This window comes from Aquirhabdus parva, assembly GCF_003351745.1.
GTDB lineage: Bacteria > Pseudomonadota > Gammaproteobacteria > Pseudomonadales > Moraxellaceae > Aquirhabdus > Aquirhabdus parva.
This window is the reverse complement of record NZ_CP031222.1, coordinates 244,924-261,261: the sequence shown is the minus strand read 5'-3', so window position 1 is coordinate 261,261 and position 16,338 is coordinate 244,924. Positions and strand designations below refer to the sequence as shown.

Here is a 16,338-nt window from a genome sequence, read left to right as displayed (position 1 = left end):
ATTCAAAAAACAAAGAATATGCGTTTAGTCCGTTACGCCTCCATGAAGCTTTAATACTCAAGGCAAATCATTTAAAGATCATGAAATGCTTTAGACATCATTCGTCCATGTTGCATATAATGCCTGATCTAAAATTTAATTTATATGGCTTTTAATCCATATTTTCATTCTAAAAAGCCAATAAAATCACAAAACCATTCGACTTTAGTCTAATTTTACTTTATTTTTATGAGAACCACTTATCAAAACAAATTCTGTATCCCTCATCACTAAACAGGGCCTAAAGTGAACTATGGCGCATTCTCTTCCATACTAGGATAAATAACCAGAGTATAAATCCTAGCCCCGCACCATACTGATGTGCCTGAAGGATCACGGGTGCGCCGATGAGTTTTGCGGTTTGGCTATTGCCGGAGTAAAACTCCCAACCGACTTTTAAGCATAAGCCAAGCACCACGATCCACCCCATGAGCCGCTCGTTGGCATTTTTAGAAGTGATTGCATTCAGCGCCATAACCAAATAAAGACCATGCAAAACACCTGAAAGCCCTGCATACAGAGACAAGGTGGGCATGAAGAAAAAAAATAACAGGCTGATTAAAACAGGTAATGCGAACCAGAGAAAAAGGAAAATTTTTGAGGATGCCTGAAAGAAAATCTCAGGAAGTAAAACAAGGGCGATAGCGTTTAGCCCCCAATGCCATGCCCCCAGATGCACCCAGTGCCCCGTCCATAATCGCCAAGGTTCTGCATGCAACAGAGAGGGAATATAAACCAATTGCGTAAAAAAGAACTGACAGCACGTCATGAGAAGTGCTGCGCCATAGACCACGATTCGCAGTCTATAACGCGGATTCTCCCCTACGGGCTTTAGCCTATTCAGCACCTTCACTACACTCTGCCAGCGACGGCTCTTTCTGACAACGAATTTTTTTCAGCAAATTCATCATGCGTTTATCGTAGATCCCATCTTTGATCAAATCAATGCGTGACGTACGGGCCATATCTTGATAACGCTTACGACTGTCCGCGGTAATGCGAACCCAATAAGAGGGGTCCACTTCACTCTCATAACCTTGGACGGTCTTAAAGTAAGCATCGTATTGCGAGGCCAAATAGGTCCGTGATGCCTGTCCGAAACCTTCAGGGAAACGGTCTGGATGAATCATCAACTGCAAGCTGACTTGCGCCAAAACATAATCAACAATACCACCCGTTTTCCCTAAACCACGATAGAGTTCAAGTGGACGATACGCTGTTGCTGGGGAAATCACGATATCGACTTTGCCGTTATTAAATTTACCCGCAAAATTTGTGACATCGGAAGGATCGGATTGTGCACCGAGATTGCGTACCAACTTTGCTTCCGCTTTATCGTAATCAAAAATCGCAATCTTTTTACCTGGTAAGCGCTCTGGACTATCGATTTTGCGATCATTCACAAATCCATAGGCCGCACCAAAAGGCATAATCCCAGCAATTTCATAAGTTTGACCATCCATCGTGGTCGTCATATATTGTGCGGCTGCAGGATTACTGAGGACTGAAACCAAAGTCCGCATGTGATCATAACTCGGGATTGCACCCACTGCTTCAATAGAACCGGTGAATGAATTGAAAGGGCGTACTCGAAGTCCCGTCACCACTGCCGCATCACAATAACGCACACGGAAGTCTTCACTGGCGACACGCTCATCAACATAACCTTTCAAATCAAAGTCTACACCCAATGTCGCTGCTTTGACTTGATAGTCTTTGAGCTTGGCATAGATTTCACCGTTTTGACCCATGATATCCCAAACACATAGACGTCTTTTGACCAGCTCCGAAGAACTACGCACGATTGGTTGTGCTTTGGAAGATGCTGAGGGCGCAATGGTGATAAGGCTTTTGCTTGTATCATGCGATGGTAGCGCAGCGATCACGCTACTAGTAGTGCCTCCCATGAACAACATTAAACCGAGCAGAGAAACCACGCCTTGTGATTTTGCATACTTCTGCGCCTGAGCAATCATTCCCTGTTTGCTGACATCTAGATAACCACGCAACCTCATCACACACTCCATTTTCATCAAAACTACGCTAAAAAACCAAGTTCTTCGCAGCGAACTGACTGCTCAATACCTACCGCTTATCAAATCTAGGCAAACCATAGATCACTTTTCTTAAAAATGCTATGACCTTAAAGCTTTGTATTGGAATCAAATAGTACAAAACCGCCACGGACGGCGGTTTTGCTTTGTTACAGGCTTAAGACCTCGTGAATCAACATCACGTCAAACTTAGTTCAACAGGTCATCAACTTTAACGCTGGTATCCACAGAGCTTTCATCCCAAAACTTGGTCATGCCGTCTTCAGGAGCACGCTTACCAGTCTTGTCGGTCCAGTAACGATCCGCAATGCCTTGAACCAAATGTCCGCCCATCGCATCGAACAATTTATATTTCGGATTAACCGGCATGTTTTGGTCAACAGAATGACCGTAAGTACGCAATGCATCACGAATTAGATCATCTTTACCTGTTGCTTGAGCCGCCAACGCATAAACTGCATGCGATAGACGCACCCCTTTACGCTCACCCAAACGTGTTGAGTCTTTCATGGTTTGGAAAGGATCAGGTTTCCCTTCGCCAGCACCCGGTAACAAGACCCAGATCGCAGCACGAACAGCCATCGGCGTTCCCCAGAACTGTTCATTATCTAAACACTTCATACCGCGCTCAACAACAGCCGCAATGTCTTTAGGCACGTTAACAGCACCTTGTGAACTGATATCGTTCACGACCGCCTGTAAACCAGAGACCATACCCAGTAGATAAATGGTTTTATCCAGATCAGTACGCATCGTTGGGCACTGTTCACCCAGCTTGATATGGTAGTCGCGTTCCCATTTCTCTTGGAACATTTGATAAGCGGCATACTGACGACGGGAAGCAATCGCTGACCAGCGTTTCTGCGCAATACGTGCGTCTTCCGCTTCTTCAACTTTCCCTGCACGTGATGCACGCAGATAAGCGAGTTCATGCTCTAATGCAGTATCTTCAGCACATAGTGCAGAACCTGCATATAACAATACCGCAAGCTTAGTGGCATCAGCACCCATAGCGGCTGTTGCTAAAATCGCAGGCTGGAGTGATGTGCCAGAGACACAAACCATGTTGGTATCATCAAGCGCGATAATTGGAGGAACAATGTTATTTTCCGCAAAATGCAACGCGACGTTTGCACCTGTTTTATAAACTTGAGAACAACCAGTCAGCGTCATTGCTGCAGTCATGGCAACAACCATACTTTTTGCAATAAGGCCTTTCATTGAACGTGATTGAACAGATTGATGAAGCACTTGATTGGTATTGTGATTGGATGTATTTGTATTTGACTTGCTATTGAACATTTTTTTCATTCCTTTTCTGGCTGTATCCCTACACCGTGCGACGATAGCACGAAGCCTGCGCAGTTAAAAGCCACAATCAGCGAAAAAGCGGCCACATTTCACAAATCAACGACTTTGACTCGACCATTACTGCATTTTTATAAAATATTACGGACAAATTCTTTAAGCATAAAAAAACCACTCGATGGCGAGTGGTTTTTTATTCACAGCAGCTGGGTGACGACGATATCAATCATATCCATGAGATTGATCTCAATCGAGCATCACACTCGATCTTTAAAGTGAAGTCTTTAAAGATCAAACAACTGCAGCAAGATCTTTCATCGACAGCTTGATACGACCGCGTTGATCAACGTCCTGCACTTGAACACGGATCTTTTGACCTTCTTGCAAAACATCAGCAACGTTTGCAATACGCTCGTTTGAAATTTGTGAAATATGCAGCAGGCCATCTGTGCCTGGCAGCAAGTTCACAAATGCACCAAACTCAACGATACGCACAACAGTGCCTTCGTAAATGGTACCAGGTTCGATTTCAGCAGTAATCGCTTGGATCTTCGCAATGGCCGCTTGAGTTGCCGCTTTGCTTTCGCCAAATACACGAACCGTACCATTGTCTTCGATATCAATCGTGGCTTTGGTTTCTTCGGTCAAGGCACGGATCGTTGCGCCGCCTTTACCAATAATGTCACGAATCTTGTCCGGGTTAACTTGAATCACGGCATAGGTAGGCGCATGCATGTTGATTTCAGTACGGCTACGTGCCAGCACTTGGTTCATGCCATTGAGGATATGAATACGACCTTGGTACGCTTGGCTGAGTGCCAACTCCATGATTTCTTCGGTAATCCCTTCGATCTTGATGTCCATTTGCAGTGCGGTGATGCCATTTGCAGAACCCGCCACTTTAAAGTCCATATCACCCAAGTGATCTTCATCACCCAGGATGTCAGAGAGAACCGCGAAACGATCACCTTCTTTTACCAAGCCCATCGCGATACCCGCAACCGGTGCTTTTAGCGGCACACCCGCATCCATCAACGCCAAGCTAGCACCACAAACTGAAGCCATTGATGAAGAACCGTTGGATTCAGTAATATCCGATACCACACGAATCACGTACGGGAAACGGTCTGCTGCTGGTAATACAGGGTATACACCACGACGTGCCAAACGGCCATGACCAATTTCACGACGTTTTGGACCTGATTCACGGCCAGTTTCACCTACAGAGTATGCAGGGAAATTGTAGTGCAGCATGAATGGATCGTTGCGTGTACCTGCCAAAGAGTCAACCATCAGCGCATCACGGGTATTACCCAATGTTGCTGTGACCAGAGCCTGTGTTTCACCACGGGTAAACAGGGATGAACCATGCGCACGAGGAAGCACGCCAACTTGTATATCCAGCGCACGTACAGTCTTGGTATCACGACCATCAATACGAGGCTTGCCGGACAAGATATTGTCACGAACGGTGCGATATTTCAGATCTTCAAAGTAATTTTGCAATTCTGCTGGATCAACATCGCTGCCTTCCGGTGCAAACTCAGCCAAAGCCGCTTGTTTAATTGCATCTAATTTTTCATAACGCAGCGCTTTTTCAGTTTCAGTATACGCAACGCTGATTTCTTCAGCAAAGCGGGTCGCTAAACGTGCTTTTAATTCGTCGTTTTGAACTGCTGGTGTCCACGTGCTTACAGGATTCCCCACCTCAGCAGCGAATTGTTTGATCGCTTCAATCACGACTTGCATTTCGTCATGACCAAACAAGACTGCACCGAGCATTTGATCTTCTGATAACTCTTTCGCTTCTGATTCAACCATCAGTACCGCTTTGTCCGTTCCAGCAACAACCAGATCCAAATCACTGCGGCTAAGTTCTTCAGTCGATGGATTCAAGATGTAATCACCATCGATGAATGCGACACGAGCACCCGCGATTGGGCCATTGAACGGCACGCCTGCAATAGACATCGCAGCACTGGTACCAATCATGGCAGCAATATCAGCTTCCATGGTTTTATCAGAAGAGACGACGGTGGCAGTCACTTGTACTTCGTTGAAGTAACCTTCAGGGAACAACGGGCGAATTGGACGATCGATCAAACGGCTGATCAGCGTTTCACTTTCACTGGCACGGCCTTCACGCTTGCCATAACCACCCGGAATACGACCCGCTGCATATTGTTTTTCTTGATAATTCACAGTCAGTGCAAAGAAGTCTTGACCTGGTTTTGCTTTTTTCGCCGCTACAACCGCAACAAGAACCGTAACACCACCCAGAGTGACCAATACAGAGTGCGCTTGACGAGCAATACGACCGGTTTCAAGCACTAACTGATGACGTCCAAATTGAACTTCTTTGCGGACGATATTAAACATCGACATGATTATTCCTTTTTTAAAACATTAAATTTCATAAATACCAATGCATATGGAAGCCCCTAACGGCGATTGTTTTCATTTTTATGATTCTATAAAAAGTCGATGAAAAGTCCATTCTTACGGATAAACCTTCTGGTCTAAAACCCTCTTAAGATCAACACCAAACAATCGCAGTTAGAAGCCTCTCCACATGTAAACCAATTTTTTAGCAAACGTTTTGAATGACATTTGCTCTAAATCCTGTGCATGACTTTATTTATACATAAAAAGTATGCCGCAAGATCAAACCACACTTAACCGCATGAACTCAACAACTATTCCACGGCATCTTCGTTACCGATGAATTTCAAACAACAGTTGAACGAAGAGATTATTTTTTTGTATCTTTTACAAAGCTCAAACAGCAAAAAAGGGAGCATACGCTCCCTTCTCTTTTATCGATCTATAAAGTCTGCCACTTTTTGGCTAAACAATCGCAATCTTAGCGACGCAGACCCAAAGTACCGATAAGCGCTTGATAACGCTCGCCATCTTTACCTTTGAGGTAATCAAGCAGTTTACGACGTTGGTTAACCATACGAATCAAACCACGACGGCTATGATGGTCATGCTTGTGTGCTTTGAAGTGACCTTGTAAGTCATTGATCGTTGCTGACAACAACGCAACTTGTACTTCTGGCGAACCTGTGTCATTTTCTGCACGAGCAAATTTTGCAATGATATCAGCGCGATCAGCATTAGTTAATGCCATGATTAATCTCCGAGATGCATAAATAATATGAGTGTCTGCCGTGCATCACTACAGCAGGTGGCGGATTATAGCGAAAACCGTAGGTAATTGCTAGAGGCTGACAGCCGCTTGGTTTTACATTGTTGCAATGAGCACATAGACTCGCAAAAGGGTACGATTAGAAAACGTATTAGACAGGATAAGATCAAGCAAAACCATCATGACGATAGAACAAAGCCCCATACCAATAACCCGCGCGTTAATCGGCTTGCGTTGGATCGCTAACCTTCATGTAATTGGTGGTTTGTGCCTAGCAATCGTGTTATGGATTCCTGCTCTGCATCCACTGCTGCTCAAGATATTATATGGCAGTACACCAGTCACCGATTCCGCACAGACGCTCTTTTGGATTTGCATCCTCGGCCCTACAGTTGCCAGCTGGGGCGTACTATGTCGCATTTGCGTTGATTATTTTGCGGAACAACCTTGCATGCGTACCTATCGGCGACTCATCCTATCGTTATGGGTATGGGCACCCATTGATGCAACCATGTGCATCACGCATGGCGTTTATATCGCAGCGATTTTGAATACCAGCGTTGTTATCCTTTTTTGGTATCTCTGCCACCAGATATGGCGGGATCACCAGAATAAGCAACGTGAACGTCCATAAAATCTTAAAGATAAAAAGAACACGATATGACCCTAGACGCTCTCCAAACCGCCATACCAGTCGATGACCTGTTAAAACCAGAATTCTGGCAGGCATTGGCACCCGCGCTTCATATCGCAGGCGCCAGCGCGTACGTCGTTCCAGCGCCATTTATTCCTGAAGAACAGGCAAACTATCTTCGGCAGTTGGTCCATGATGAAGGGTATCTACACGGTAATTTTGGCCAATGGCATACTCCACTTTCGCCAATCATCGAAGTGATTCAGCAACTGAAAAATAGGGGGCTACTGCCTGTCTTTGCATTCGTTTACGATGAAATATGGCAATTGGCAGGGCAACTCTCATCCACGATTTCCTGCTTACTGGGTGAGGACTATTGGATACTTCCTGATTTTTGGGCTTGGCATATCGATCCTCAGCATGCAGAAGCTGGCTGGTCTCCCCATCGCGACAAAGGTTATCGCTCCCTGCTGAGTAATGGTGACCCCAGCAGCCTGACAGCATGGATTCCCTTGACGCCAGCTACACCTTTGAACGGTTGTATGTACATACTCCCTGCTGATCGTGACCCTGTATATGGCACGATAAATGACAAGAATTGGCAGTTGCTCTACCCAGACATACGCGCACTGCCTGCCAATCCAGGTGAATTCATCATTTGGAACCAAGCCGTGCTACATTGGGGATCTCACTCGTCCCCGCGGGCAGCGGGGCAACCACGGATCAGTTGTGCTTTTGAGTTTCAGCGTGCCGATATCCCCGCTTGGAATCAGCCACTGCTTGCGCCAAACAAAGCCCTAGATTTTAAACAGCGAGTGAGACTGATTGGAAAACAAATCCAGCAATATCAGCATATGTATCCATTACCAGCTCATCTCTTACAATATGCAGAAAGTATGGTCAACTTCCGTTAGACAGCGCAGTGATCAACGATGCCAATCTACTATAAATTTTTAAGAAATAAGGGAAAATGGGATGTCCAGCACGATCAATGAACGCTTATCCAATAGCTATAATGAAACGCCTTATCACTCCCATCCTTTCCCACAATCTACCCCTGCGCATCTTTCCGCGATTGCTGCGCTTTTTAATGTCAAATCCGTCCCTGTCGAGCAGGCCCGAATTTTAGAGTTAGGTTGTGCTTCTGGTGGAAATATTATTCCCCTCGCCCTGCGCTTTCCTCAGGCAACGATTATCGGCGTCGACCTCTCAGAAGCCCATATCGCTGAAGGGAAAGCAACCATTCAGCACCTCGGCCTTAAAAACATTACGCTCATGCTCATGGACTTAACCGAGATTCAAAAAAATTTCGGAACATTTGATTATATTATCGCCCATGGCGTCTACAGCTGGGTTCCACAGGAAGCGCAGGTAGCGATGCTGCGCATTTGTGGAGAATGCTTGTCAGCAGAAGGCCTAGCGTATATTAGCTACAATACCTACCCTGGCTGGAAATACCGCGAAGTCATTCGTGATGCGATGATGTTTCGCGGTGCAAGCAGAGAAACGTCACCAGAAAAACTGGCGTATGCACGGGGCATGGTCGATTTTCTGCACGAAAGATCTGACCCGAATAGCCTGACACGCAAAAATATCGATGATGTATTACCCACACTGCGCAGCGCCCAAGATTACTATTTGATCCACGAGTTCCTTGAACATTGTAACTATCCTTGTTACTTTCATGAATTTATTGATCGTGCACGACAAAATGGACTGGCTTATCTGGCAGAGAGCCAACCAGCCAGCATGTTTCTCAGTAACTATTCCACTGAAATTATCGAACCGCTCCTCAAAGAGTGCCACGGGAATCAAGTCGCTATAGAGCAACATTTAGACTTTTTGACCGCAAGAACCTTTCGCCAAACGATTCTTATGTCCGCAAAACGCGCCGATTTAGTCAATTATCAACTTGACCCAGTCCGCTTACAACAGTTGCACTATGCTGGCGTTTTTATCCCGCTTAAAAACACCATGAATGCTACGAATGAAAGTCAGTTTGAAGGTTTACAAAGTCAATCAGTCAGCCTTATTCATCCTTTGGCTATTATCGCAGCACAGATTCTCAATGAGCGTTATCCAGCTACCATACAACTTCACTCCCTCGCAGTCGAAGTCAGTCTCAGGACACAGCAGCAGCCTCATCCAAAAGATGTGGTCGAGTGCATGACGGTTGTGCAAAGTTTCATTGAAAACATGATCACCAGAGGACTGATTCGATTCCGAAACCAACCCATCACTCTGGCTACACACGTATCTGATCGTCCTTTACGTGATCCCAAAGCCTGTATCACTGCACAAGAAAATCATTTAGTGACAACAATATGGCACGAAAATGCACATCTAGGCATTATTGAAGAAAGTATTCTTCCACTGCTGGATGGCAAGCATACACATGCTGAACTGATCGATCACTTACAAGGAGAAGTCGCAGAAAATCGGATTACCTTGAATAAGCAAGGCATTCTGATTACGGACACTCAGGAAATCGAAAATGCATTGCATGAGCATTTGAATCTAGCGCTCTATGCACTACAACGTAAAGGTTTGCTCATCAGCTAAAAATCCAATCAACACAAAAAATAACCAGCGCAGATGAACAGTCGTTGTATGCGCTTTTTTAAAAAAATTGCTCTCTCAAAACCGATCTATGGTCCTTTATTAATAATCAATTTAGGTACGCCATCTGAAAAAAAGCGTCCTCTACGACTAAAGCATGATTTCATCAGCGCCGCATGAAGCCCACAATAAAGACAGAACATCAAAAACTGATCGCCAATATGACGCTTTTCGCGATAAGTACGGTCATTCACATGGAAGGAATATATGATGCTGAACACACCATCCTCTGCTGCGATTTCGCATACTGAACACACAAATTCGCCTACGACGACAACACCGACGTCTACCACCGAGCTTCTTTACCCTGTTCCAGCCGCATTTGCGGCTAAAGCACGTACATCAAGTGCTGAATACCAAAGTCGATATCAACAATCGATTGAAAATAATGATCAATTTTGGCGTGATGAAGCGGGCTGTGTGGACTGGATTAAACCGTTTAGTATCGTCAAAGATATCTCTTATGATCCCAATCATTTCAAGATCGAGTGGTTTGCCGATGGGCAACTGAATGTTTCAGCCAATTGCCTCGATCGCCATCTCATCACACACCCCGATAAACCCGCCATTATCTGGGAAGGCGACCATCCGGCAGAGCATAAGATTATTTCATATCGCGAACTCCATGCCGAAGTCTGCCGCTTTGCCAATGTTTTGAAGAATCAGGGAGTCAAGGTTGGTGATCGTGTCACGCTCTACATGCCAATGATTCCAGAAACCGCGATCGCTATGCTGGCCTGTACGCGCATAGGTGCAGTGCATTCGGTAGTGTTTGGTGGCTTCTCTCCTGAAGCACTTGCAGGCCGCCTTGATGACTGTCGCCCTAAAATTGTGATCACCGCAGATGAGGGTATGCGAGGCGGTAAAGCGGTGCCATTAAAAGCTAATGTTGATGCCGCGCTGATGATTGAAGGCACAAGCAGTGTGGAGCATGTGATCGTGGTGCGCCGCACTGGGGGTGACATCCTCTGGAACCCACGCGACTTGTGGTATCACGAACTCATCGCTGATGTTGACGACATCTGTGAACCCTTCGCCATGAATGCCGAAGCCCCCTTATTTATCCTATATACCTCTGGCTCAACGGGAAAACCCAAAGGTGTGCTGCATACTACAGGCGGCTATCTGGTCTACGCCACCAGTACATTCCGCGAAGTCTTTGATCTGCGTCCTGACGATGTGTACTGGTGTACCGCAGATTTAGGCTGGATCACCGGACATAGTTATTTACTTTATGGTGCCCTATCGAATGGCACCACAACCCTGATGTTTGAAGGTGTTCCACAGCATCCGACATGGGCACGAGTCGGTCAGATCGTAGATAAGCACAATGTCACGATACTCTATACGGCACCGACAGCAATACGCGCGATGATGCGGGAAGGTGATGATTTTGTCCGCCAAAGCGACCGCAGTAGCCTACGCTTGCTGGGCTCAGTCGGTGAGCCCATCAACCCTGAAGCGTGGGGCTGGTATTACAAAGTGGTGGGTGAATCGCGCTGCCCAATTGTCGATACCTGGTGGCAAACGGAGACAGGAGGGATTTTGATCTCCCCCATTGCAGGCGCAACAGCACTCAAGCCCGGATCGGCCAGTAAACCTCTGTACGGAATACAACCCGCCATCGTAGATGCAGAAGGTCATATCCTCGAAGGAGCCTGTGAGGGTAATCTCGTGATTCAAGGCGGTTGGCCCGGACAGATGCGTACCATTTACGGGGATCATCAGCGCTTTATCGAGACTTATTTTTCAGTCTATCCTAATAGTTACTTCACGGGTGACGGCGCCAAACGCGATGCGGATGGCTACTACTGGATTACCGGACGTGTGGATGATGTGTTGAACGTTTCAGGTCATCGCTTAGGCACGGCAGAGATTGAAAGTGCATTGGTTGCGCACAGCAGCGTCGCCGAATCCGCCGTTGTTGGCATGCCGCATGAGATTAAAGGACAAGGTATTTGTGCTTTTGTGACCTTGCAAGCGGATGTCGCCTATAGCGACACCCTACGCCGTGAACTCCGTGATTGGGTACGACGTGAAATTGGTCCCATTGCCACACCTGATGCCATTTATTGGGCACCGGCACTGCCAAAAACACGCTCAGGCAAAATCATGCGCCGCATTTTGCGTAAGCTTGCTGCTGGAGAGCTCGACTCTCTGGGAGATATTTCGACCTTGGCCGACCCATCAGTCGTGGACAATTTAATTGCGGCAGTCTACTCTCATGCAGATGAACATACTCATCGTTGATGACCATCCGCTTTTTCGCAGTGCACTGACCCAAGCGGTCAGACAAGCACTGCCTGAAGCGCAATTGCACGAAACAGCATCGGTTGCAGGGCTGCATGAAATCTTGGATCAACAGCCTGAGCCAGACTTGGTGCTGCTTGATCTCAACCTGCCGGATGCCTCAGGATTCTCGGCATTGGTGCACTTACGCGCAGCCTATCCCGCTTTGCCCGTCATTGTGGTTTCTGCTCATGAAGAGAGCTCCATTATGCAGCGGGCGCTGGCACATGGTGCGCTGGCTTATATTCCTAAATCAGCCCCACCGCAGCACATCAATGATGCGATACAGGCGGTATTGGCGGGTGAAACATGGCTGCCAGATCCACAACTCAATCAGCATATTTCAAATCATCCCGACCCACGTGCCAGTCATGAAGCTGATCTAGCCGCCCGACTGCAATCCCTCACCCCTCAGCAATTTCGTGTGCTTATGATGCTGGCAGAAGGTTTACTCAATAAACAAATTGCCTATACCTTAAATGTTTCAGAAGCGACCATTAAGGCACATGTGACTGCAATTTTTCGAAAAATGGACGTCCAAAATCGCACACAAGCAGTACTGGCCTTGGGCGCCCTCAACCTTGAGCCTGCAAAACTTTAGTGGGTTTAGTATTAGGTTACTTTTATAGACATGAGAAATGCCCTTAATGCGGCAGGTTTAAGGGGCTTCTTCAATAAAACAGCGCCTTGAGCGTGGGTGCGCTCTGGCAAATCAGGATCACTATCCGCAGTGATGAGTGCAGACTTACTGTCTTGCGCATACATGCGAATTAAGTCCAGCCCCTCACAATACGCATCCAGATGCTGATCTACCAGCCAGACTTGAATTGGTTTCGCCTGTTGTTGAGCCTGCTTGGCAAGCTCAATAGCTTGATTCGGCTGAGTTGCGGTCCAGACCTCACATCCCCAACGCGTTAACAGCGTCTGCATCGCATCCAAAATCGCTACATCATTATCGACACAAAGCACGCGAAGACCTTGCAACACACCGGAACCCACAAATGTCGGCGCGGATCGCTGCTGCACAGGCTGGGCGATCGGTAAAGTCAGCATAAAGCATGACCCCTTACCTAAAGTAGAATAAAGATGAAGCGGATGCCCTAAGCGCTTTGCCATTCGCTCCACAATCGCAAGTCCTAACCCCAACCCCTGCTCACCCCACGGCGACACACTTTTACCGCGCTGAAACTCATGAAAGATTTGTTTTTGTTGCGCGATATCAATACCCGGTCCAGTATCCCAAACGCCAAGGCGTAGAAAACCACTCTGGGAATGGCCTAAAACGCCAACAACCACTCGACCCGAGGCGCTATAACGCAGCGCATTACTAACCAGATTTTGGATCATGCGACGCAACCACTGTGGATCACTGCTGACCCAGAGTCGTGTCGGATGGACATGCAGTTTTAAGCCGCGCTGCATAGCGATGGGTGCAAACTGCCCCTCCAGATCAGTCAGCAATGCTGAGAGATCAATCGCTGTAATATTGGGCTGCAACATGTCACTATCTAGCCTTGCGATCTCCAGTAAAGCGGATAAAATGCTTTCAGCGCCGTGTAGCGCACGATCAAGTTGCTGTAAGGTCTGCCGATCCAACTCATTGAGATCACTTTGCTCAAGCACCCCTGAAAACAAACGTGCAGCATGCATCGGCTGCAATAAATCATGACTGGCCGCAGCGACAAATCGACTTTTAGAGATATTGGCTTTATCCGCTTGGATTCGCGCAATTTTTTGCTCGTAGAGCGCCAACTCAAGCTGCTCAGTTCGCTCTAGAACGCGCCCCTCCAACACGGCCTCGGTCTGACGAAACTGCGTGATATCAGCAAAAGTCGTCACAAAGCCACCGCCTGTGATCGGCTGCCCCCGCATTTCAATCACTTGGCCATTGGCTCGTACCCGCTCAAATACATGTGCATTGCCCGCACGTAGCCAATTCAAACGTTTTTGAATATGTGATTCGACGGACCCTTCGCCACATTCGCCGCGCTCGGCGTTATAACGAATAAGATCTGCCACGGGACAGCCGACATAGACCAAACCACTGGGATAGTTAAAGAGCTCAAGATAGCGGCGATTCCATGCCACCAAACACATCTGACTATCGACCACACTGACGCCATGCGTCAAATGATCCATCATGGTCAGGAGAAGTTGCTGATTAAAGCGCTGCCACTGTGAGGCCTGATCCAGCAACCCTGCAACCTGAGCCAAACCCAGTCCATTATCGCGTAAGGCTGTCGTCAGCAATGTACGCGCCGATGCTGCGCCTATTGCCCCCGCCAACAACTGCTCCGTGAACTGCCACCAACGGCTATCAGCCCGCATTTGTAAATTTAATGGCTCTCGTAAACTCGAGGCGAATTTGGCAAAGGCTTTTTGAGTCACAGAAGCACCGCTGATCCGTTCAGCTAACGCAGCCAGATCCCCGACGGTAAAGGTCTGACGCGCAACAGCCCCAGAAATAACATCCTCCGATAGTGGGATTTCATCTGAAAACTGACTGTCAGATAAATCCAGTTCATCGGGCTGTAAAAAAGGCGCGGCTTGCATTTGCTCACTGACGGTTGGACGAAATCGACGTGAAACCCAAATGAATGACCCGATATTGGCTCCTAAAGACCAAATCACACCATGGGTCAGCGAATCATTGACCTGTAGCCCCAATAGGGCTTGAGGCCGCAATAAATTTAAACCGAATAAACCATGATGCTGCCAATTGAGCAGTGCGGTTTGAACACCCATCGACAAGTGACCATGTAATGTCGATACCAGCGCAGGAAACAACAATGTATAAGCCCAGAGCATAAAACCCGCACACAAACCTGCAATCACCCCAGCTTTACTACCACCTCGCCAGTACAAACCACCAATCAGTGCAGGAGAAAACTGGGCGACTCCGGCAAAAGCCAGTAAACCAATGGCCGAAAGTTGAGTAGACTCTGCAAATAATCGATACGCCATAAAACCCAGTAACATCACACTCAACATGCATAAGCGCCGCACGATTCGCATCACTTTTTCAAACTGCGCACCGTCATGCTGAACCAGTCTAAACCGCCAGAGCAACGGTAAAATCAACTCATTACTCAGCATAATCGACAAGGTCACTGTCGCAACAAGCAGCATGCCGGTTGCCGCAGAAAATCCACCCAAAAAAGCCAATAGGGCGAGTCCCGATTCGCCTTTGAGCAAGGGCAGCATTAACACCGCAGTATCGGGGTTAGGTAGCACGCTGATCGGCATGTTTAATGCCCAAAGTGCAATCGGAACTATGGCAAGTACGGTTAGAAAGAGATAGATTGCAAACCAGCGGCGTGCTCCCCGCACATAGGTGACATCGCGACACTCCACCACACCCACGTGAAACTGTCGCGGCAGACAAATCATCGCCAGACTAGCGAGCAAGGTTTGGGTCCAAAATCCAGCAGGTAAACCATCGGCATGTAAGCGGCTAAAACGTTGGCTTAACTCCTCAGAGATGGGGTGTGGCGATTCGATATGCATGACCGCAAAGATCGCCACCGCCAAGAGTGCGATCAATTTCACCATCGACTCCAGCGCTACTGCTAACATCAACCCATTATGTTGTTCGCTGCTGGTCAAATGCCGTGTGCCAAAGAGCATGGCCAGCCCCGCCAGCAATCCAGTGAGCACCAAAACACCATTTGACGTCACCCCACTACTGGCTTGATCGGACATCAACACATCCACACTGAGTGCAACAGCACGCAATTGCAATGCGATATAAGGCAGTATCCAGATGACAGCACAGATCGTCACCAGGGCAGCTAGTTTCGGTGACTTGCCATACCGTGCCGCAATAAAGTCAGCAATGGAGGTAATCGATTGGCGATTGCGAATCTGAACCAGACGCTGCCAGATATCCCGCCATAGCCCGAGGAAGAGCAAAGGTCCTAAATAGATGGGTAAAAAGCTCATGCCATCACGTACAGCAGCACCCACTGCGCCATAGTAGGTCCATGACGTGCAATACACACCCAAGGTCAGGCTAAAGAGCCACATTCGCCCGCGCGGACTCAGCCAGCTGTTTTTTCGTTCGCCCAGAAACGCACAGGCAAACAACAGCACGACATATAGCACCAATACGCCAAAGACCAACCAACCATTCATGATGCCCTTATCCTTGCCTCTTTTTTAGCTTTTCTGAATGCTTTCCTGCATCCACATCGTGTTCGATTTCTTCGCCGAAACACTATATCGCAACTTCGCAGCCAATGGCG

The 16,338-nt window shown here is 47.4% G+C and carries 11 protein-coding genes; 5 read left to right on the top strand and 6 right to left on the bottom strand.

What is annotated here, in order from left to right:
* Positions 1–280: 280 nt before the first annotated feature.
* From rrtA to rpsO, 5 genes are all read right to left on the bottom strand, one after another.
* Positions 281–886, bottom strand: a complete 606-nt coding sequence (rrtA, locus tag HYN46_RS01230; RefSeq protein ID WP_162818051.1) for a rhombosortase — start codon at positions 884–886, stop codon at positions 281–283.
* Positions 876–2,054: a putative solute-binding protein gene (locus HYN46_RS01225; RefSeq protein WP_114897745.1), complete on the bottom strand. Its 1,179-nt coding sequence runs from the start codon at positions 2,052–2,054 to the stop codon at positions 876–878. Before HYN46_RS01225 ends, rrtA begins: the two co-directional genes overlap by 11 nt.
* A 228-nt stretch (positions 2,055–2,282) precedes the next feature.
* Positions 2,283–3,314, bottom strand: a complete 1,032-nt coding sequence (locus HYN46_RS01220; RefSeq protein WP_114900509.1) for a hypothetical protein — start codon at positions 3,312–3,314, stop codon at positions 2,283–2,285.
* Between the two features lie 378 nt (positions 3,315–3,692).
* On the bottom strand, positions 3,693–5,780 hold the full coding sequence (gene pnp / locus HYN46_RS01215; protein ID WP_210009466.1) for a polyribonucleotide nucleotidyltransferase: 2,088 nt from the start codon (positions 5,778–5,780) through the stop codon (positions 3,693–3,695).
* A 484-nt stretch (positions 5,781–6,264) separates the two neighbouring features.
* The gene (gene rpsO / locus HYN46_RS01210) at positions 6,265–6,534 is read right to left on the bottom strand and encodes a 30S ribosomal protein S15 (RefSeq protein WP_114897743.1); all 270 of its coding nucleotides are present in this window, start codon (positions 6,532–6,534) and stop codon (positions 6,265–6,267) included.
* Between the two features lie 199 nt (positions 6,535–6,733).
* On the opposite strand from rpsO, the gene HYN46_RS01205 reads away from it, so the two are divergent.
* The 5 genes from HYN46_RS01205 to HYN46_RS01185 all read left to right on the top strand — a co-directional run bounded on the left by HYN46_RS01205 (position 6,734) and on the right by HYN46_RS01185 (position 12,695).
* The gene (locus HYN46_RS01205; protein ID WP_114897742.1) at positions 6,734–7,186 is read left to right on the top strand and encodes a hypothetical protein; all 453 of its coding nucleotides are present in this window, start codon (positions 6,734–6,736) and stop codon (positions 7,184–7,186) included.
* A gap of 26 nt (positions 7,187–7,212) precedes the next feature.
* On the top strand, positions 7,213–8,100 hold the full coding sequence (locus tag HYN46_RS01200) for a phytanoyl-CoA dioxygenase family protein (RefSeq protein WP_114897741.1): 888 nt from the start codon (positions 7,213–7,215) through the stop codon (positions 8,098–8,100).
* A 61-nt stretch (positions 8,101–8,161) separates the two neighbouring features.
* A complete protein-coding gene (locus HYN46_RS01195) occupies positions 8,162–9,748 on the top strand; it encodes a methyltransferase regulatory domain-containing protein (RefSeq protein WP_114897740.1) in 1,587 nt (528 codons plus the stop codon).
* A 264-nt stretch (positions 9,749–10,012) separates the two neighbouring features.
* Positions 10,013–12,055: an acetate--CoA ligase gene (gene acs / locus HYN46_RS01190; RefSeq protein WP_228254853.1), complete on the top strand. Its 2,043-nt coding sequence runs from the start codon at positions 10,013–10,015 to the stop codon at positions 12,053–12,055.
* Positions 12,036–12,695: a response regulator gene (locus HYN46_RS01185; protein WP_114900507.1), complete on the top strand. Its 660-nt coding sequence runs from the start codon at positions 12,036–12,038 to the stop codon at positions 12,693–12,695. Before acs ends, HYN46_RS01185 begins: the two co-directional genes overlap by 20 nt.
* A gap of 11 nt (positions 12,696–12,706) precedes the next feature.
* Here HYN46_RS01185 and HYN46_RS01180 read toward each other — a convergent pair whose 3' ends face one another.
* A complete protein-coding gene (locus HYN46_RS01180; RefSeq protein ID WP_114897739.1) occupies positions 12,707–16,228 on the bottom strand; it encodes a hybrid sensor histidine kinase/response regulator in 3,522 nt (1,173 codons plus the stop codon).
* Between the last annotated feature and the right edge of the window lie 110 nt (positions 16,229–16,338).